Origin of the sequence: Micromonospora parva (assembly GCF_000718515.1) — a bacterium.
Taxonomy (GTDB): domain Bacteria; phylum Actinomycetota; class Actinomycetes; order Mycobacteriales; family Micromonosporaceae; genus Micromonospora; species Micromonospora parva.
The window spans coordinates 101,260-120,510 of sequence record NZ_JNZS01000001.1 but is presented as its reverse complement, the minus strand read 5'-3'; the positions used below and the strand labels follow the sequence as shown (position 1 = coordinate 120,510).

At 70.1% G+C, this 19,251-nt stretch carries 18 protein-coding genes; 11 read left to right on the top strand and 7 right to left on the bottom strand.

The genetic code is table 11. The features are described 5' to 3' along the window. Window positions 1–165: 165 nt before the first annotated feature. From IF22_RS0100520 to IF22_RS0100485, 8 genes are all read left to right on the top strand, one after another. Complete coding sequence (locus IF22_RS0100520; protein WP_030327485.1) at window positions 166–1,494, top strand: Gfo/Idh/MocA family protein; 1,329 nt, start codon at window positions 166–168, stop codon at window positions 1,492–1,494. A gap of 25 nt (window positions 1,495–1,519) precedes the next feature. Continuing rightward, the gene (gene uxaC, locus IF22_RS0100515; protein ID WP_030327484.1) at window positions 1,520–2,953 is read left to right on the top strand and encodes a glucuronate isomerase; all 1,434 of its coding nucleotides are present in this window, start codon (window positions 1,520–1,522) and stop codon (window positions 2,951–2,953) included. Continuing rightward, a complete protein-coding gene (locus IF22_RS0100510; protein WP_030327483.1) occupies window positions 2,950–4,254 on the top strand; it encodes an enolase C-terminal domain-like protein in 1,305 nt (434 codons plus the stop codon). The genes uxaC and IF22_RS0100510 overlap by 4 nt, the downstream gene beginning before the upstream one ends. After that, on the top strand, window positions 4,245–5,738 hold the full coding sequence (locus tag IF22_RS0100505; RefSeq protein ID WP_030327481.1) for a mannitol dehydrogenase family protein: 1,494 nt from the start codon (window positions 4,245–4,247) through the stop codon (window positions 5,736–5,738). The genes IF22_RS0100510 and IF22_RS0100505 overlap by 10 nt, the downstream gene beginning before the upstream one ends. Further along, on the top strand, window positions 5,728–6,939 hold the full coding sequence (locus tag IF22_RS0100500; protein WP_245233471.1) for a Gfo/Idh/MocA family protein: 1,212 nt from the start codon (window positions 5,728–5,730) through the stop codon (window positions 6,937–6,939). The genes IF22_RS0100505 and IF22_RS0100500 overlap by 11 nt, the downstream gene beginning before the upstream one ends. Before the next feature lie 29 nt (window positions 6,940–6,968). Next, a complete protein-coding gene (locus IF22_RS0100495; protein WP_030327479.1) occupies window positions 6,969–8,324 on the top strand; it encodes a pectate lyase family protein in 1,356 nt (451 codons plus the stop codon). Window positions 8,325–8,407: 83 nt separating this feature from the next. Then, window positions 8,408–9,133 carry an HD domain-containing protein gene (locus tag IF22_RS0100490; protein ID WP_030327477.1) on the top strand — a complete coding sequence of 242 codons (726 nt, stop codon included), beginning with the start codon at window positions 8,408–8,410 and terminating at the stop codon, window positions 9,131–9,133. Between the two features lie 150 nt (window positions 9,134–9,283). Continuing rightward, window positions 9,284–10,777, top strand: a complete 1,494-nt coding sequence (locus IF22_RS0100485) for an FAD-binding oxidoreductase (protein ID WP_030327476.1) — start codon at window positions 9,284–9,286, stop codon at window positions 10,775–10,777. A gap of 505 nt (window positions 10,778–11,282) precedes the next feature. On the opposite strand, the gene IF22_RS0100480 is transcribed toward IF22_RS0100485, so the two are convergent. Beyond that, window positions 11,283–11,648: a barstar family protein gene (locus tag IF22_RS0100480; protein ID WP_051708073.1), complete on the bottom strand. Its 366-nt coding sequence runs from the start codon at window positions 11,646–11,648 to the stop codon at window positions 11,283–11,285. An 82-nt stretch (window positions 11,649–11,730) separates the two neighbouring features. Next, the gene (locus IF22_RS0100475) at window positions 11,731–12,180 is read right to left on the bottom strand and encodes a ribonuclease domain-containing protein (protein WP_156057207.1); all 450 of its coding nucleotides are present in this window, start codon (window positions 12,178–12,180) and stop codon (window positions 11,731–11,733) included. 282 nt (window positions 12,181–12,462) lie between these two features. On the opposite strand from IF22_RS0100475, the gene IF22_RS0100470 reads away from it, so the two are divergent. Further along, entirely contained in the window at window positions 12,463–13,311 is an 849-nt protein-coding gene (locus IF22_RS0100470; RefSeq protein WP_051708072.1) for a hypothetical protein, read from the top strand. Window positions 13,312–13,333: 22 nt separating this feature from the next. Here the strand turns inward: IF22_RS0100470 and IF22_RS0100465 are convergent, their stop codons facing one another. Beyond that, complete coding sequence (locus IF22_RS0100465) at window positions 13,334–13,576, bottom strand: winged helix-turn-helix domain-containing protein (RefSeq protein WP_030327471.1); 243 nt, start codon at window positions 13,574–13,576, stop codon at window positions 13,334–13,336. A gap of 315 nt (window positions 13,577–13,891) precedes the next feature. Between IF22_RS0100465 and IF22_RS0100460 the strand changes: the two genes are divergently transcribed. Both IF22_RS0100460 and IF22_RS32735 read left to right on the top strand, forming a co-directional pair. Continuing rightward, entirely contained in the window at window positions 13,892–14,185 is a 294-nt protein-coding gene (locus tag IF22_RS0100460) for a DivIVA domain-containing protein (RefSeq protein WP_245233470.1), read from the top strand. Beyond that, on the top strand, window positions 14,182–14,349 hold the full coding sequence (locus tag IF22_RS32735) for a hypothetical protein (RefSeq protein ID WP_245233469.1): 168 nt from the start codon (window positions 14,182–14,184) through the stop codon (window positions 14,347–14,349). Before IF22_RS0100460 ends, IF22_RS32735 begins: the two co-directional genes overlap by 4 nt. Window positions 14,350–14,447: 98 nt before the next feature. On the opposite strand, the gene IF22_RS0100450 is transcribed toward IF22_RS32735, so the two are convergent. The 4 genes from IF22_RS0100450 to IF22_RS0100435 all read right to left on the bottom strand — a co-directional run bounded on the left by IF22_RS0100450 (window position 14,448) and on the right by IF22_RS0100435 (window position 19,106). Continuing rightward, window positions 14,448–14,972 (bottom strand): carboxymuconolactone decarboxylase family protein, encoded by a 525-nt coding sequence (locus IF22_RS0100450; protein WP_081883647.1) that lies wholly within the window; start codon window positions 14,970–14,972, stop codon window positions 14,448–14,450. Window positions 14,973–15,164: 192 nt separating this feature from the next. Then, on the bottom strand, window positions 15,165–16,037 hold the full coding sequence (locus IF22_RS0100445; protein WP_156057203.1) for a hypothetical protein: 873 nt from the start codon (window positions 16,035–16,037) through the stop codon (window positions 15,165–15,167). 13 nt (window positions 16,038–16,050) lie between these two features. Beyond that, window positions 16,051–17,745: a hypothetical protein gene (locus tag IF22_RS0100440; protein WP_030327464.1), complete on the bottom strand. Its 1,695-nt coding sequence runs from the start codon at window positions 17,743–17,745 to the stop codon at window positions 16,051–16,053. Window positions 17,746–18,317: 572 nt separating this feature from the next. Continuing rightward, window positions 18,318–19,106: a nucleotidyl cyclase domain-containing protein gene (locus tag IF22_RS0100435; protein WP_051708071.1), complete on the bottom strand. Its 789-nt coding sequence runs from the start codon at window positions 19,104–19,106 to the stop codon at window positions 18,318–18,320. Window positions 19,107–19,251: the final 145 nt, after the last annotated feature.

Sequence of the window (19,251 nt, the reverse complement as noted above, 5' to 3'; positions counted from 1 at the left end):
CAACGGTCAATGATTACGGCTTTGTTGCACCCACGCTCCCCTTGGTGAGCTGCCGCCGCACAAAACCTGACATATAACGCCGATCCCGTCGCCGTCGTTGACGCCAACGGATCGATCGTGATTACTTCATTGCAAACCTTTGCAGCACCACGGGAGGCGCACCGCATGTCACCGAGAGCCGCCGGACGGGTCCGGTACGCCGTGGTGGGCACCGGCGCGCGGGCGGAGATGTTCGTCCGGGCGCTGGTGCTCGACCACGCCGACACCACCGAGCTGGTCGCCTTCGCCGACACCAACCAGGCCCGGATGGACGCGCACAACCGCTGGCTGACCGAGCTGGGCCACCGCCCGGTGCCCACGTACCCGGCCGCCGACTTCGCGGCGATGCTGGACAAGGAGCGCGTCGACGTCGTTCTGGTCACCAGCGTGGACGTCACCCACGACGAGTACGTGGTGGCCGCGCTGCGCGCCGGCCGGGACGTCGTCACCGAGAAGCCGATGACAGTGGACGCGGCACGCTGCCGGCGCATCCTGGACACGGTGAGCGAGACCGGCGGCCGGGTGACCGTCGCGTTCAACTACCGCTACAACCCGCTGCACGAACAGGTCCGCCGGCTGCTCGCCGAGGGCGCGGTCGGCGAGATCGGCTCGGTGCACTTCGAGTGGCTGCTGGACGTCCGCCACGGTGCCGACTACTTCCGCCGCTGGCACCGCGACAAGGCCACCTCCGGTGGGCTGATGGTGCACAAGGCCAGCCACCACTTCGACCTGGTCAACTGGTGGCTGGCCGCCACCCCCGTCGAGGTGTACGCGGCCGGCCGGCTCTTCTTCTACGGCGAGGAGGGCCGCCGGCACGGCTACGCCCGCGACTACGACCGGGCGCACGGCTCCCCCGCCGCCGCCGACGACCCGTTCGCGCTGCGCCTGGACGCGCACCCCCGGCTGCGCGAGCTGTACCTCGACGCCGAGGCCGAGGACGGCTACCAGCGCGACCGCAACGTCTTCGCGCCCGGGGTGAGCATCGAGGACGACATGGCGGTGCTGGCCCGCTACTCCACCGGCGCCACCATGACCTACCACCTCACCGCGTACGCGCCCTGGGAGGGCTACCGGGTGATGGTCAACGGCAGCCGGGGCCGGCTGGAGCTGGACGTGGCCGAGAACGACTTCGTCGACCGGGGCACCGCCGGCGCGGTCAAGGGCGCGGCCCTGCACGGTGCCGAGGCGCCGCCCGAGGGCGGGGGTGCGACGCTGACGGTGCGCCCGTTCTGGGCCCCGCCCCGGCAGATCCCGGTGGAGGGCCGCAGTCGGCACGGGCACGGTGGCGCGGACGCCCGGATGACCGGGGTGCTCCTCGGCGGTCAACCCGACCCGCTGGGCCGCGCCGCGACCGCCGACGACGGCGCGTTGGCCCTGCTGACCGGGCTGGCCGCGAACCGGTCCTTCGAGACCGGTCAACCCGTCCGGGTCGCCGACCTGCTCACCCCCCGCTGACACCGCAGACGAGGAGCCGCACCCCGTGCCCACGTTCGACCACACCGATCTGCTCCTGCCGCCCGAGCCGGGCCAACGGGCGCTGGCCCGGGAGCTGTACGCCCTGGCGGCGGAACAACCCATCATCTCGCCGCACGGGCACGTCGACCCGGCCCTGCTGGCCGAGGACCGCCCCTTCCCGGACCCGGCGCGACTGCTCATCGTGCCCGACCACTACCTGACCCGGATGCTGCTCAGTCAGGGCGTACCCCCGGCGGAGCTGGGGGTGCCCACCCGCGACGGCAGCCCGGTGGAGGCCGACGGCCGGGTCATCTGGCGACGCTTCGCCGCGCACTGGCACCTGTTCCGGGGCACCCCGTCGCGACTCTGGCTGGAGCAGACCTTCCGCACCGTGTTCGGGGTGCACACCGTGTTCGGCCCGGCCACCGCCGACGCCGTCTACGACGAGATCGCGGCCCGGCTCGCCGAGCCGGACTTCCGGCCCCGGGCGCTGTTCGAGCGGTTCGGCATCGAGGTCCTGGCCACCACCGAGTCGCCGCTGGACGACCTCGCCGCGCACGCCAAGCTCGCCGCCGACGGGTGGGGCGGGCCGGGCGGCCGGGTGGTCACCACGTTCCGCCCCGACGACGTGGTGGACATGGAGTTCGAGGGCTGGTCGACGAACGTGGACCGGCTCGGCGACCGGGCCGGCGAGGACACCGGCACGTACGCCGGCTACCTGGCCGCGCTGCGGGCCCGGCGCGCCGCGTTCATCGCCGCCGGCGCGACCTCCTCGGACCACGGCCACCCCACCGCGCGCACCCTGGACCTCACCCCGGCCGAGGCCGAGCGGCTCTACGACCGGGGTCGGCGCGGCAAGGCCGATGCCGCCGACGCGGAGGCGTTCCGGGCGCACATGCTCGTGGAGTTCGCCCGGATGTCACTCGACGACGGCCTGGTCATGCAGCTGCACCCCGGCGCGGTGCGCAACCACAACCGGTGGTTGCACGCCCGGTACGGGCGTGACGTCGGCGGCGACATCCCGCAGGCCACCGAGTACGTGCACGCGCTCGCCCCGCTGCTGCAGCGCTACGGCAACGACCCTCGGCTGCGGGTGGTCCTCTACACCCTCGACGAGGACACCTTCACCCGCGAGCTGGCGCCCCTCGCGGGCGGGTACGCCGCGCTGCTGCTCGGCGCGCCCTGGTGGTTCCTGGACTCCCCCGAGGTGCTGCGCCGGTTCCGGGAGACGGTCACCGAGACCGCCGGGTTCTACAACACCGCCGGCTTCGTCGACGACACCCGGGCGTTCTGCTCCATCCCGGTCCGCCACGACGTGGCCCGTCGGGTCGACGCCGGCTTCCTGGCCCGCCTCGTCGCCGAGCACCGGCTGCCGATGGACGAGGCCGCCGAGACCATCGTCGACCTGGCGTACCGGCTGCCCAGGCGGGTCTTCAACTTTGGAGGCGTTGACCAGTGACCACCACCATCACCTCCGTCGAGGTGCACGACGTGCGGTTCCCGACCGCCGCCCGGGGCGACGGCTCCGACGCGATCAACCGGGGTGACTACTCGGCGACGTACGTCGAGCTGGGCACCGACGCCGGCCCGACCGGTGCCGGGTTCACCTTCACCAACGGCCGGGGCAACGAGATCACCTGCGCGGCGGTGCGGGCCCTGGCCCACCACGTGCGGGGGCGCACCATCGAGGAGATCACCGCCGAGCCGGTGGCGTTCTGGCGCTCGCTCAGCGCCGACGTGCAGCTGCGCTGGCTGGGCCCGGAGAAGGGCGTCATCCACATGGCGACCGGTGCGCTGGTCAACGCGGTGTGGGACCTGCGGGCCACGCTGGCCGGCAAGCCGATGTGGCGTTTCCTCGCCGAGCTGCCCACCGACGAGCTCGTGGCCAGCGTCGACTTCAAGCACATCAGCGACGCGCTCACCCCCGACGACGCGGCCGCCATCCTGGACAAGGGACGCGACGGGCTGACCGACCGGTTGGCCACCCTTGAGCAGAGTGGGTTCCCTTCGTACACCACCTCGGTCGGGTGGCTCGGCTACCCCGACCACAAGGTGCGGGCGCTGACCCGGCAGGCGTACGCCGACGGCTGGCGGGCGATGAAGATGAAGGTCGGCGGCCCGCTCGCCGACGACCTGCGGCGGGCCCGGATCATCCGCGAGGAGATCGGCCCGGACGCGCTGTTGATGATGGACGCCAACCAGGTCTGGGACGTCGACGAGGCGATCACCGCGATGGCGGCGCTGGCCGAGGTCGACCCGTACTGGATCGAGGAGCCCACCCACGCCGACGACATCCTCGGGCACGCCCGGATCGCCCGCGCGGTGCACGAGCTGACCGGCGGGCGCTGCCGGGTCGCCACCGGTGAGGTGGCCGCCAACCGGGTGATCTTCAAGCAGTTGCTCCAGGCCGAGGCGATCGGCGTGATGCAGGTCGACGCCTGCCGGGTCGGTGGCGTCAACGAGGTCCTGGCCGAGCTGCTGCTGGCGGCGAAGTTCGGCGTTCCGGTCTGCCCGCACGCCGGCGGGGTGGGCCTCTGCGAGTACGTCCAGCACCTGGCGATCTTCGACTACCTGCGGGTGGGCACGGGGCTGGACGGCCGGATGATCGAGTACGTCGACCACCTGCACGAACACTTCGTCGACCCGGTGCGGACCCGCGACGGGCGCTACCTGCTGCCCGAGCGGCCCGGTTACAGCGCCACCATGAAGCCCACGTCGATCGCCGAGTTCCGCTTCCCGGACGGTCCGGCATGGCGGTGACCGTCGGCGCCTCCCGGCTCGGCCTGGGTGCGCTGCGCCGACTGCCCGCCGAGGCCCGACCCCTGATCCGGCCGGGCACCGTGCCGACCGGCGTCGTGCACCTGGGGCTCGGCGCGTTCCACCGGGCGCACCAGGCCGTCTTCACCGAGGCGGCGGTCGGCGCGGCCGGCGGCGACTGGGGCATCGTGGCCGTCGCCCCCCGCAGCACCGCGCTGGTCGAGGCGCTCGCCGCGCAGGACAACCTGTTCAGCGTCAGCACCCTCTCCGCCGCCGGCAGCACCACCCAGGTGGTGGGCGCGCTGAGCGGCGTGCGGCACGCGCCCAGCGACCCGGACGCGGTGGTGGCGCTGATCGCCGACCCGGCGGTACGCGTGGTGACCCTGACCGTCACCGAGAAGGCGTACCAGCTCGATCCGGTGACCGGCCAGCTGTCCCCGGACTCGGCGCTCGCCGCGGACCTGGCCGGCGGCGGCCCCCCGCGCACGGTTCCGGGTCTGCTGCTGCGCGGGCTGGCCGCCCGGGCGGCCGCGGACGCCGGGCCGGTGGCAGTGGTGAGCTGCGACAATCTGCCGGCCAACGGTCGACGGCTGCGCGGCATGCTCGACCAGGCGGTCGGCCGGGCGGCCGGGGTGCCGGCCGGGCTGGTCGAGTGGGTGGCCGGCAACGTCACCTGCCCGGGCACCATGGTGGACCGGATCGTGCCGGCCAGCACCCCGGGCACGATCGAGGCGGCCCGCCGGGCGCTCGGCGTGACCGACCTGGCCGCGGTGGCCGCCGAACCGTACGCGCAGTGGGTGATCGAGGACGACTTCCCGGGTGGGCGGCCCGGTTGGGAGTTCGCCGGGGCGGTGCTCACCGACGACGCCGGCCCGTGGGAGCGGCTGAAGCTGCGCACCCTCAACGGTGTGCACTCGGCCATCGCGTACCTCGGGGCGTTGGCCGGCCGGGAGACGATCGCCGACGCGCTGGAGATCCCGCACCTGCGCGACGTGCTGCGCCGGCTGATCGCCGAGGACGTGGCGGCCAGCTTCACCCCGCCGGACGGGGTCCGGGTGGTCGACTACGGCGAGCAGGCCCTGGCCCGGTTCGGCAACCCGGCGATCCACCACCGCACCCTGCAGGTGGCGATCGACGGCTCGCAGAAGCTGCCGCAGCGCGTCCTGCACACCATCGCGGACCTGCGCGCGACCGGGCGGTCCGCGCGCTGGGGCGCGCTGGTCGTGGCGTCCTGGTTGCGCTTCGCGCAGGGGTACGCCGACGACGGCCGGCCGCTGCCGTTGCAGGACCCCCTGGCCGGGCCGATCCGGGCCGCGCTGGACGACGGGGTGCAGACCCCGGCCGGCGCTGTCGACGCGGTCTTCGCGTTGCGCGAGGTCATCCCGGCGGAGGTGGCCGAGGACGACGACGTGCGCGCCGACGTGATCGCCTGGCTGACCGCGTTGCAACGGCACGGCGTCGAGGCCACCCTGGCCGGTGCCCGGTGACCGGGTCGACACCGGCCGGTCGGCGGTGAGCGGGGCGACGCCGCCCCGGGTGGCGGTGATCGGGGCGAACGGGCACGGTCGGTGGCACCGGCGGGTGATCGCGCCCCTGCACGACGCCGGTCGGCTGCGGTTGGTCGCCCTGGTCGACGTACGACCGGTGGAGGACGACCCGGCCGCCCCGGTGCCGCCCGGGGTGGCGGTGTTCACCGACCACCGGGCGATGCTCGCCGCCACCCGGCCGGAGGTGGTGGTGATCTGCACGCCGCCGCACACCCACCTGACGATCGCCCGCGACGCCCTGGCCACCGGTGCGGACCTGCTGCTGGAGAAGCCTCCGGTGCTGTCGCTGGCCGAGCACGAGGAGTTGGCCTGGGCGCTCGCCGCCGCCGGCCGGGTGGCCCAGGTCGGCTTCCAGGCGCTCGGCTCGGCGGCGCTCACCGCGTTGACCGACGCACTGGCCGCCGGCCGGTTGGGCACTGTCACCGGCATCTCCACCATCGCCGCCTGGCAACGGCCGGACGCCTACTACGCCCGCTCCCCCTGGGCCGGTCGTCGGAGTCTGGACGGCCGGCCGGTGCTGGACGGCGCGCTCGCCAACCCGCTCGCGCACGCGGTGATGCAGTGCCTGGCCATCGCCGAGGCGCTCGCCGGGGCGACGCCCTGGCCGGTCGCGATCGAGGTGGAACGCTACCGGGTCCGGCCGATCGAGGTGGAGGACACCGCCGTGCTGCGGGTCCGGTTCCGTGCCGGGCCACCGGTGCTGGTGGCGGTGACCCTGGCCGCGGAGGAGTTCGTGGCGGGCGAGGTGGTGGTGACCGGGACGACCGGGCGGGCGGTGCTGGAGTACCCGACCGACCGGTTGCGCCTGCCCGGGGACGTGGTGACCCGCCGGGTGCCGGGGCGGTTGGGGCTGCTGGAGAACCTGCTCGCCCATCGGGTCGATCCGGTGGGCGTGCCACTGATCGCGCCGCTGGCCCGTACCGCGCCGTTCACCGCGCTGCTGGACGCGCTGCGGCCGGCGCCGGAGCCCCGGCTGCTCGACGGCGATCTCGTGACCACCCACGGCGAGGGCGGGCAGCGGGTGCGTCACCTGCGGGGCGTCGTCGACGTGTTGCGCCAGTCGGCTGAGCGGGGGGCGCTGCCGAGCGAGTTGGCGGTGCCGTGGGCGTCCGCCGCGTACCGCGCCGAGCTGGCGGGATAGATCTCCACCACAACGAACGGAGAGAGCCGATGCGCAGAATCCTCGGCGGCGCCACCGTGATCGCCGTCCTCCTCGGTGCCGCCCCGGCCGCCGCCGTGGCGAGCCCGGACGTTCCGTCCGCCGACCGGCTCTCCTGGACGGCCCGGCACCTCGGCCGGCAGGCGCTGCCCGCGCGGGACGGCTGGGCGGCCGACGGACCGGGCACCACCGGCGGCTCGGCGGCCACCCCCGAGCGGAGCCGGGTGGTCCACAACCGGGCCGAACTCGTCGCCGCGTTGGGTGGCGACAACGCCAGCAACGCCACCGACGCCACCCCGAAGCTGATCTACGTCGACGGCACCATCGACGGCTTCGAAGGGCCGGACGGCACCGCCCTGGACTGCGCCGACCTGGCCGACCCGGGGTACCGGTTGGACGCCTACCTGGCCGCGTACGACCCGGCGGTGTGGGGTCGGGTGGCGCCGAGTGGGCCGCTGGAGGAGGCGCGGGTGCGTTCGGTGGCCAACCAGACCCGGCAGACCCAGATCAACGTCGGCCCGAACACCACCATCGTCGGGCTGCGCGGCGCACGGCTGACCGGGCTCACCCTCATGATCGACCGGGCGTCGAACGTGATCGTCCGTCACCTCACCCTCGTCGACGCCCGGGACTGCTTCCCGGCATGGTCACCGACCGACGGCGAGGCCGGCAACTGGAACAGCCAGTACGACCAGATCTCGGTACGCCGCAGCGAGAACGTCTGGGTCGACCACAACACCTTCACCGACGGCGACAACCCGGACAGCGCCCAGCCGGTGTACTTCGGTCGGCCCTACCAGGTGCATGACGGGTCGCTGGACGTCACTCACACCGCCAGCCTGGTCACCGCCTCCTGGAACCGCTTCTCCGGCCGGGACAAGCTGCTGTTGATCGGATCGTCCAACACCGTGGGCCCGGACGTGGGCCGGCTGCGGGTCACCCTGCACCACAACCTCTTCGACGGTGTCGTGCAACGGCTGCCCCGGGTCCGTTTCGGGCAGGTCGACGTCTACAACAACCACTACCGGCTCGGTGGGGACGACTTTCAGTACGCGCTCGGCGTGGGTGTCCAGTCGGCGATCTACGCGCAGAACAACTTCTTCACACTGGACGCGCCGGTCGACCCGGCCGACCTGCTCTACGACTGGGGTGGCACCGCGGTGACCGAGCGGGGTTCCTGGGTGCGCCAGGGCGGTGGCGTGGCGCGACCGGTCGACCTGCTGGCGGCGTACAACGCGACCCATGACCCCGACCTGGCCGCGGACGCGGGCTGGACGCCCACCCTGCGCCGCGACCCCGTCCTGCCCGCACCGCTGATCCCCGTCCTGGTGGGCCCGCTCGCCGGCGCCGACCGGCTGCCCATCTGAGCGGCTCGGCGCGCGGGCGACTCGCGGTCGGGTCGGCGACTTAGGGGCTCATCGATGCGGAGAAGATCGGCTATAAGTGACGCATGGAATTCCCGCCGCACCTGGGCAGCATGCCGATGCACGCGATCACCGAGATCCACGGCGAACCTGGCCTGCTGGAACGTTTCCGGTTGGAGGTCCAGCAGTTCGACGACGCTGCCCGGACGCGGCTGACCGCCGCGCTCGACCTCGCCGCCGACCTGCACCGCGACGATCGACGCGTCCGCGAGCCGTACCTCAACCACCTGCTGCGGGTGGCGATCCGGTTGATGCACCACTACCAGGTGCGGGACGTGGACGTGATCGTCGCCGGCCTGCTGCACGACGCTGTCGAGGACCATCCGGCGGAGCTGGCCGACGGTGACCCGGGGGCCGACCCGACCGGGGCCGCGCTGGCCGCGCTCGCCGCGCGGTTCGGGCCACGGGTGGCCACCCTGGTCGCCGCGGTCACCAATCCGGTGTACGACCCCGAGCGGGACCGCAACGCGCAGTACCGGGAGCACCTGGCGGTCAGCCTGGAGCGCGAGCCCTGGGCCCGGGTGATCAAGGTATCGGACTTCACCGACAACGGGGTTGGCGTGATCCACACGGTGGGGCCGAAGGTGATCTCGTCGGCCCGGAAGTACCGTCCGCTGGTGCCGCTCTTCCGGGACCTGATCGGCCGACCCGACACCCCGTTGTCGCTGGCGGTGAAGCGGCACATCTTCGGCCAGCTCGACCTGGCCGAGGAGCGGTTCAGCGCCATCCTGGACCAGCCCGCGCCGAACTGACCCGTCCCCTGATCACCCGACCGGGTTCCGTGACAAGTTCTCAGGTCTACCGGGAAGCCTCGGGCATTACGGTTGGTTTGCGCCAGATGAGCGGTATATCCCCTCGTGGTTCATCTTTCGGGCGCGCCACCAATCGAGAGGATTTGGATCATGCGCGACCTTTCCCGTCGGGATCTGCTCAGAGCCACAGCCGTCGGCGCCGGAGCGGTCGCTATCCCGAGCGTGATCGCTGGCAGCTCGGCGAACGCGGCCGATGGTCCCGGGTGGCCCGCGGACACGAAGTACCCACCGGCGCAGCTGACCGGCCGTGTCGTCCGACCGCAGAGCCCCGACTACGCGCAGGCCAGCCTCGGCTGGGACGAGCTGTTCGTGCACTATCCGCTGGTCATCGTCTTCGCCCAGGAGACCCAGGACGTGGTCAACGCGCTCACCTGGGCGCGGCAGCACGACGTCGCGCTGCGGGTACGCAGTGGCCGGCACAACCTGGAAGGCTGGTCGAACGTCGACAACGGCATCGTGATCGACGTCAGTGAGCTGAAGGACGTCCACATCGACACCGCCAGCCGCACGGCGAAGCTCGGCGCGGGGCTCAACCAGTCGGAGGCGGTGACCGCCCTCGGGGAGCACGACCTCGCCGCGACGACCGGCACGGAGGGGACCGTGGGCCTCTCCGGGGCCACCCTCGGCGGCGGCTTCGGCTTCCTCACCCGCTACCTCGGGATGGCCTGCGACAACCTGATCGGCGCGGAGATCGTCGTGGCGGCGGGCGCCGACGGGGCGAAGGTGCTCGAGGTGGACCCGTGGAATTACCCGGACCTGCTCTGGGCGCTGCGCGGCGCGGGCAACGGCAACTTCGGGATCGTCACCTCGCTGACCTACCAGGTCGCTCCGCTGACCAGCGTCGCCTACCTGCAGGTGACCTGGCCCGGTCTCGGAGACCTGCACGAGGTCTTCGACGCCTGGCAACGCCTCGCACCGTTCACCGACCCCCGGCTCGGCAGCCAGGTCGAGGTCCACCCGGATGAGATCCTGCTGTTCGCGGTGCTCGCGGAGGGTTCCGAGGCAGAGGCCAGGAAGCTGCTGGCGCCGATCCTGTCGATCGGCAACCCCACTGTCACCGTGCAGACCGGCGGCTGGGGCGACGTCTACGCCGGCTTCCAGATCCCCAACGAGGACGAGCCGGCGAAGTGGAAGTTCTTCTCCCAGTTCACCCGGGAACCGTTCCCGGAGAAGGCGGTCAGCATCGTCCAGGCGTTCATGGAGAAGGCGCCCTCGCCCGACAGCAACTTCTTCACCCAGGCCTTCGGCCGCGGGGCGCAGCGGCAGGAGCCGTTCGGCGGCGCGGCCTTCCCGCACCGCGACGCGCTCTTCTACTCCGAGCCCGGCGTCGGCTGGGGCACCCGAGGCGAGCCCGACAGCGACGACGCCGTCACCCCGATCGCGCAGACCTGGATCGCCGAGTTCAGCCAGGCGCTGCGCCCCTATGTGGACGGCGCCTACGTCAACGTGCCGAACATCGGCATGGCCGAGTGGGAGAAGGCCTACTGGGGGCGCAACTTCCCCCGACTGCGCAAGATCAAGGCGAAGTACGACCCGCACAACGTCTTCCAGTACGAGCAGAGCATCCCGCCCGCGACGCACTGACCGGCCTCATCGCGCCCCGCTCGGCTCACCTCACCTCATGCGCGTCCTTTGCTCTGCACCCATGGGCGCACCCACTACGGACGGTGACTGTCGCCTCCGTGGGTGCAGAGCAAAGGACAAAGGAGAGGTGTCCGGGGGCGACGCCCAACTTCCGGCCGAGGTCGGCGCGGAACAGCTCGAACCGGCGTACCGCCTCGTTGATGTTCCGTTCGGCCAGGTGCACGGCGGTCAACGCCACCTGAACCGCTTCGCCGTACCGGCCCTGCGTGGTGAGCCGCTCGGCGAGCGCCCCCAGCGCTTAGCCCAGGTTTGCCCTCCAGCACGGGCGGCGGCGCGGGGCGGTGTCGCTGACGCGCGACATACCTCAGAGTCATATTTATACCTCTGGGTCATATCGCTCAGCCGACCATGCGCCTCCAGACGCCGTCACCCACGGTGAGACGCCGTCGACTCTGCGAATGACAGCCGGCCCACCGCGAGGCGGGAGAGTCGGCGGGAGGTGCGATCAGAAGGGCGAGACCTCGCCGAGGACGACGCGCAGCGGGTGGGGCGCGGTGGTGGCGAGGTCGCCGAGCACGGTGAGCAGCAGGGCGTACTGCTCGGCCGGCTCGTCGACGAGCAACTGACCGGCGTCGCTGACTACCAGGGTAAGCGGTCCGGCGTCCAGCCGATCCCGGAGCGCGTCGGCGAGGGCGTCCCAGGTGTGTCCGAGGTGGGTCGGCAGGGCCAGCGCGTCGGCCAGCGCGGCGAAGAGCGCGGGCCGGGTCCGGGTGGCCGCACCGCGCAGCACCACGGCGTCCGGCACCTCCTGCGCGCCGGCACGGGACACCGTCAACCAGTCCGGCCATCGCCTGTCGTCATGGTCGGCCATCACGTGCCTCCTGGTCCTGGCGGGCACCGAAACCGCGTGGTCGGCCGGCCGCGAAGACACGACCGGCCGACGCCCGGGCCGGTCAGAGCCGGTAGAAGTCGGTGTAGTGGTTGGGCGAGAACCAGGTGACCCCGGTGCTGCGGTTCACCACGATCCGGTACGCGTCCCGGGCGGCGCCCTGGGTTCGCGGGTAGACGTCGTACTCGTAGTAGGTGGCGTTGGTGGGCAGTTGACCCTCGTAGTTGTAGAACTGGCCACCGGCGAAGTTGGACTTCCCCCCGCTCCAGGAGTACCAGCCACGGCTGGTCGGGAACCCCTTGGCGGACCAGCCCGAGCGGGCGGTGCGGGCGTCCGCGCAGCGGCTCATGGTGCAGGAGCTGTAGACCGCCGCCGACGCCGGGTCGGTCAACCGGGGGGTGACCACGGACGGGCCGACCAGCGCGGCGGCGACCATGGCGAGGAGCAGGGCGACGCTGGTGGTACGCCGGCGGATCGCGCCGAGCGTGGCCAGCGGGGACACGAGGGTGGACACAGGCTGCCTCCAGACCATCCAATCCATCGATACGCGTGATTGTCGGACCAGGACCAGTCTCACCGTTGCCGGTCGACGGCGACAGCCCTTGCCGCCCCAACGTCGCCACAATGCTCGGTGAACCCCGGACGACCCTCTCCCCTCCGGAGGCCCGGCCCCGTCGTACCCCCGGGCCCGAATGGGTGTGACCGCTTCGCCGCGGCGTCACGTCGGCGTGGCGGCGACCAGATCGGTTACCCGTTGTTAGCGTGGGATGCGAATCCGTGACCAGGGAGGGGTGGTATGTCCGACGCCCCCGACGGCAGGCCGAGACCGGCGGAGCCGCGGCGGCACTGGGCAATCCGCGGCCTCACCGCCACCCGCGACACGAGCGTCCGCAGTTGGCGGTGGTGGGCGCGAAACTGGGATCGACTGGTGGCGGCCCTCCAGGACGAGGAGCCGGTCGGGTTGGCCGCGCCCGCGACGCCGTCCGGCCCGCTCGTCGAGCAGCGCACCGCGCCCCGGCAGATCGTGGTGCCCGCCCAGGGTTACGTGTACTCCTTCCACATCCGCGCGACGTTCGCCTGGTCGTCGACGGTCAGCCTGCGCGCCGAAGTGCTGACCTGGTACGCCGACTACTTCATGCCGCAGGCGATCCAGCGCCTGACCCGGCTCGCCGCCGACGCCGCCCGGGAGCTGGCCCCCCACCGCGCGGCGGAGCTGGAGATGCACCTGCAACAGACGCTCGCCGCGCAGGGCCCCTGGCGCTACCAGCGGGGCGACCTTGAGGTCAGCTGCGCGCCGGACGTCGCCGTCCGGCTCGACGAGCACATCAGGCGAGCCGTTCAGCCACAGATCGACCGGCTGGTCACCCTCGAATGCCGCCTCGAAGAGCACCTGCGGCAGGCGCGGTACGCCGAAGAGCTCAGCCGCCAGTGGGTGGCGATCCTGGACGACCACCTGGCGGTGGCCGGCGGCGACCCGGACCTGGCCACCGCGCGCCAGCACATGCTCAGCAGACAGCGCGACGCCGTCCGGTGGATCGACGAACTGCTGGCCCAGCGCCGCCGCCCGCACCAGGGCCAGTTCGCGACGCCGACCGTCGCACCCCGACCGGGTGGCCTCGACACCGGTGGTGACCTGCCGGGTTGAGGCAGCCCGGCGAGCAGGCTCGTTACCTCGGCTCCCGCATCCAGGTCTTCGGGTCGGTCACGAAGATGCCCTTGCCCTGATGCCTCCGGATCACCCGCAACGCTTCCAGACGGACGTAGACCATTTGGATTGTTGATGAACTGACGTCGAAGCGATCAGACATGTCAGCGATCGAGGGCAGCTTGTCCCCCGGCTTGACCTTCCCGCTGCGCAGGTCCCCGATGATCTCGTCCGAGATCCGGATGTAGTCCGGTGTCTGTGGCATGGCACTCCTTGCGTGGCACGCCAATTTGATCACGACACGCACCGGCGAGACAACTATGCGTTGCGACCGACAACTTAGGCATATATGGTTATGCAAGAGCTGCTCCTCGCGTGGCAACGAGTTCGGCTCATCCCCTGGTCGGGGCGGGTGCGTGTGCCCGTCCCGACCCACCGGACTGCTCTGCTGTCGTACCGCCGAATGGGGCTGCGGCGGCGGAGCGGGCGGGTCGCCCGCGGCCCTCGAGCGGACGGCCCGCCCTTCCCGACCCACCGCACGGACCTTCCGCGCTCCCGCCTGCCCTCAGAGAGGACTGCCGTGGCTCAGGTGTATCGAGGTGGCCAGCCCTACCCCGCCGACTACCCAGGCCGGTTGACGCCGCACGAGGTGCGGACCCGCGAGTTCGCCACGTGTCGGCGCGGCGTCGACCCCGATGAGGTACGCGAGTTCCAGGCCCGGCTGGCCGACGAGCTGGCCATGCTCAACGAGACGGTACGGCTGCTCAGCCAGGAGAACGACCGGATCAAGCGGGCGCTGCGCGACTGGCAGACCATGCACGCGCGGGAGTGCCCGCCGGCCCAGGAGCAGGGCCGCAACTCCGGCCACTGGTGACCACGCACCCCTGCCCCGGCGACCTGCTCATCATCGACGGCCGAGCATCGGTGCAGTTCGCCGGGGATCGCGCGCTGACCTTCCGCGTCGTCTCGGTCTGCGACCAGTCGACGTACGAGGGTTGGGTCTGGTTGACCGGCTACGTCCTCAACCCGCCGAGGTAACGCGACAGCCAGACGCGAAGTCTTCGTCCAACTCGCCGGCCTCCGCCGCGCTCCGGTACCCGCTGCGTCAACTCCGGGCAGGGAGCGTCTCGCTGGGCCTACCCGCCGAAGCTCAGCGCCTGCCGCAGATCCGCGTCCAGGCTCTCCTGGTACTGCGGATCGGGCTCGACCCCGGCAGCACTGAGGACGGTGCTGAAGAAGCATCTGGCGCCAACGGTGAGGATCACGCGGAAGATGTCCGTGTCATCGAGACCGTGAGCGCGCAGGTCCTCAACGTCGGCCTCAGTGACGGAGTTCGCATCGGCCGCGACCTTGCCGGCGAAGTTGACGACGGCGACCTCCTGCGCGGAGAGGCCGGCGCTGCCGTGATCCGACGCGATGGCGGCGACAGTCGCCGCGTCGAAGAACTTGTCGCGCAGGACCTTTCCATGTGCCAGACCGCAGTAGGAGGATTTCAGGGCCCGGGCCGCGGCAAGGGTCACCAACTCATAGCGGCGCAACTCCATCCCGTCCTTCACCGCACCGTTGAGCTGCTGCCATGCCAGATACGCCGCCGGATTGTGGGCGAACAACCTGGTGTAGTTGGGCAGGTAGCCCATCGCCTTCGTGTCGGTGTCGAACATCCGCTCGGTGTCCGGGGACCGCTCTGCCTGCCGTAGGAAACTCATCCGGCTCCTCCCTGTTCGGACCCGGACGGTACGCCGTTGGGGCTGCGGACGCTGTCGGGAAAACGGCCCTGCGCGGAGGGTCGAACGCTGCCCGCGCTGAGCGCGGTCTCCAACGTCGGCTTCGGGGCATTCCCGTCCGACCTTCTATCACGGCCTACCCGCTGGCGGTGCTGCGTGCCGACCGTTTCCGTTCATCTCGGAAGCCTCAGGAGTCGCGGTCGCCTCGTCCCGGAGGATGTCGTCGAGAAGCTTGATGATCTCTGCGGCCTCGTGCTCTTCCAAGGGCTGCCCGACTCGGCCGCTACGGCGCAGGGCTTCCTCCAGTAGGGCCGCCAGACGCTCGACGTTTGACCGTTCCTCCTTGAGGACGAATTGGTCGAGGACGTTGGCAAGCTCCTGGTCGGTGAGGCGGAGGGCGGCGGGCGCCAGTGGGCTCAGGCGTAGGCGATCGATCAGAGCGACCCAGCGTTGAGTCAGCTGGTCGGTCAGTTGGATCCGCCGAATCCGCAGCTCGTGTTCGCTCTCTTCCCGGAGCCGCTGCAGGTGGACGTGCCGGAGTTCTGCCTTCACGTCCTCGTCGAGCTTCACCCGCACCTCTGGCTTGCAGTGCAATACGACACCCTGACGCTCGTAACGCCGACGACCGCGAGAAAGCTCACGGTTGAGCTGAATCTCCAGGGCGCCTGCCTGGTGAGGATGGAAATGTCGAGCGAGGTCCGCCGCCTTGTGTTCGACGTCGCGACGGGCGAGGTCCGCGAACTGCAGCGACCACGCGCCGAGCTGATCCTCCCTCAAACCTTCCGAGTACCAGGTAAGAGCCACGTGTATTTCGAACGAGAAAACATGACCCCGAGCTGGCACGATGACCGGCCTGGGGTGGCGGCGGCGTTGGGTGAGGTCGGGTGCCGGCGGTCGGTCCCAATAGCTGAACGCCGCTCGAAAATGGGTCAGCAGGCGGCGAACGGGGCCGGCGCCCTGGGGAGGTTCAGATTTGGGAGGAATCTGGTTATCGGCGGTCACAGTGGCTCCTGGATCAGGCGAGGGAAGTGGATGTCGTTGGGGCCTTGGAGAGCCAGTAGTTCAGCCGGGAGCGGATCGCGGGTTCAGCGGCAAGCCTCATCGCGAGCGCTCGGACCGGCTCCCTGAGTCGTGCGTCGCTGGCGCCACTGCGTAACCAAGCCGCGAGGCGCCGCCACGCGGCGACGGAGCATCCGGGATCGAGGAGTACGACTCGCCACAGCGTGGCCACCCGATCGACCATGGATGGCTGGGCCTCCAGGAGAGCCACGAGCTGATCAACTCGCTCGGTGAGTGGCTCCTCCAGCCAGTTCAGGAAGGCGAGGGTGGCACCAGCGCGGAGAGTCACGCCGTCGCTTTCGAGCCACCAGGAAAGGACGTTGATCGTCCATGCGCTGCCATACTTTCGAGACAGATTATCGATCGCGTCCGTGACGGTCCAGATGGACGACGCGTTGGCATTTGCTGCCACGGCAGTGAGGGCGCGTGCGGTCTGGAAGGGGTGCCGTGGCGTGTAGCCCATCCCCCACACCATCGCTGCGGTGTCTCGTTCGAACGCCGACCTGGAGTGGGCGAGCCATTCGAGCTTCTTACCCACGTCTGCCCTGACCTGAGAGCTCACCGTCAAGCCAACCGGCACCGCACCGTCGAGGTTTGCGGCGGAAGCCATGGCGGCTGCGGCTGCCTTCCGCCTCCCGCGCCTTCGATCCCTCGCCCATCGCCGAATCACCTCCTCGTAGACCTGCTCAAAGTCATGAGTGGCAAAGATCGCGGCGGCGACGGCGGCGCAGTTGCTGAACCCTGGGGCGGGATGGGCGGCGAGTTCGTCGATCCATTCGATGAGGGCCGGACGGGTGTTGTCGAAATCGTTCCAGGCAACGTCGAGGATCGCCCTCACCATCTCGGGCTTTATATGGGCCACTCTCGCCTTCGTATGCGGAGACTCTCCCTCCATGGCTCTGTCGTGCCAGTCAGCTCCGAGTTCCTGACCCAGCAGGGCCGGCATGTCGTTGAGCAGGGCGGGTCGGCCGATGGCCGGCTCATTGAAGAGTCGATCGAGTTTTCCGAGCAGCAGACCAGCACCCTCTGAAACCCGCGCCATGGATTGTCCAGCGAACACAGCGTAGGCGATCCGCAGCGCTCGTCTATGTTGTGCGGGTCTGTTCTGAAAAACCGGTTCTTTGTCGTCGGGCAGCAAGAGGATCTGCCGCGCCTTATCGCGGTACCGCTTGTTCTCAGATGGCAGCAGCGCAACGAAACCATGAGCGTCTGCCGGGAGTTCACGCGCGATCGTTTCCGCGTGCAGGACGCACTCACCCGGTCTCGTCAGCAGATCAATTAACCTGCTCACCTCTGGTGTGATCATCTGGACCGTGTACGCTCTCCCGCAACTGCGATCACAATCGATGCAGTTGCCAACGCATTTCTCTCTGAGGTAATACAAGAGATGCTGACGGAAGACCTCTACGCGCGAGACTGATGAGTGGTGGAACACCTCCGCCCGATGGAGGGACGCCTCGGACTCCTCCGTGTCACGAATTATGACCCCGCTACATTCGTTCTCGTGAAACGCCGCCTCGATAGATCGGACGGCGCTCCGGACCTGCCGACCGCCAACCTTGATGATGTAACCAACACCCTTCTCCAGAAAATCGGGCTGCTCACGGATCAATCGGACGTCGTCCAATCCGGGAGGCATCACGATCTCCATGACCTCGTCGGATCCAATATGCTCTGCGAGAGCGACGCAGGCGACCGTCGAACGACCGCTGCCCACTGGTCCAGCAAGTCCCACTACTGGGTAACGACGCAACCGATCCTGCAACTCACCGAAGTGGGCTGGGCGCACGAAGGTGTGACGCCTCGCGGTCAGGTCGCTGATTCGGTCGGCGAAGAACCTCGGCTTCGAGTTGCCCTGCCCTAGATTCAGATTTCCGATGACCGTCGCCCGATCGCCGAACGCACTGGGACCAGCGTTGCTCAAGTCCTCGATCCGGAACCCACTGCCCCTGCGTGACGTGAAGGAGCGAAGGGTGGGATTGGCGCGAATGAAATCGTCGGGCGAGTCGCGATCATCATTCCGCTCGTCGGATACATCTGTCGGGCCTTCCGAATCGCGATGGCCTCTGTCATCCGAGTTCGCCTCGCGCTGCGTACCCTGCTCTGGAACAGCTCGCGACTCCGCTGAATCTGGGCTCTGCGGCGCAGCCGGCGCAGCCGAATCGGCGGCTGGCTCGACCGCCGGCGCACCCGCCTGCACCGCCCCTGTTGCGGACTCCGGGCTCACTGTCGCCCCTGCCGATGAGCTTGTGCATCCCCCGTGCCCCACGCTCGGCCATGGTCACCGAAGACGCTCGGACCGTGGTTGACTACCGAGCCGAAGGCGAATCGGCTGCCACTCGTCGGCTCGGCCCCGGCTCGCTCGGTTTCGCCCAGGTCAGGCCGAGGGGCTGGTGTCGAGGCGTCGACAGATGCGATTGGCGCCGCGTTGACGTTCTCATCGGGAATGAAGATCCAGGCCTCATCGCCGAACGACTTGACGCGAACGCTGACCCGACCGTAACGCTCCTTCCGTATCCCGCTGTACGACTGGCTCACCACGTCCTGATAGATCGTTGAAGACACAATCATCGCTACCGCCGCCTCGGGGAACGAGGCTAACGCCTCCTTCAGCGCGGGCGCCTCCACCAGGCGAGCCGCAGTCACCACTGCTGATCCGGCGTAACCGTTCTCGGTCCTCGTCACAAGTCCCTGATGGAACGCGACCCGCATCCGCACCTGCGCATGCGCGCCGGCATCGCGATTGTGGTCGCGGAGGATCCGGTCGATGGCGGGTACGAGGTCGGCAACAAGCCGAGGCTCGGGCGTCCCGAGGGGAAAGAGCGCGAGTTCCCCATCCCCGGATGATTGGATCTCCCAGCCGTCCCGGTCCAGGCCGCACTGCTCGGCCGCCCTTCGCATGAGCGGGCGGAAGTTCATCTGGGCGTTGATCTGGCCGGCGTCGTCGTGCCGGCTGTAACTCTCCATGTCGACGAACATGATCAATCTGCGGTCTGGCTGCAGCGTTGCCATTTTGCCTCCGCACGCTCGGCGCTCCTGGTCATGTCACTTATAGCGATGGCCAGCCGTGGGAAACCCGTCGAAGTACGGGTTGTCAGGAAGTAGCTGAGCATGTGTCGGATACGCGAGATCCCATATTCCTACGGACGTCGACGGC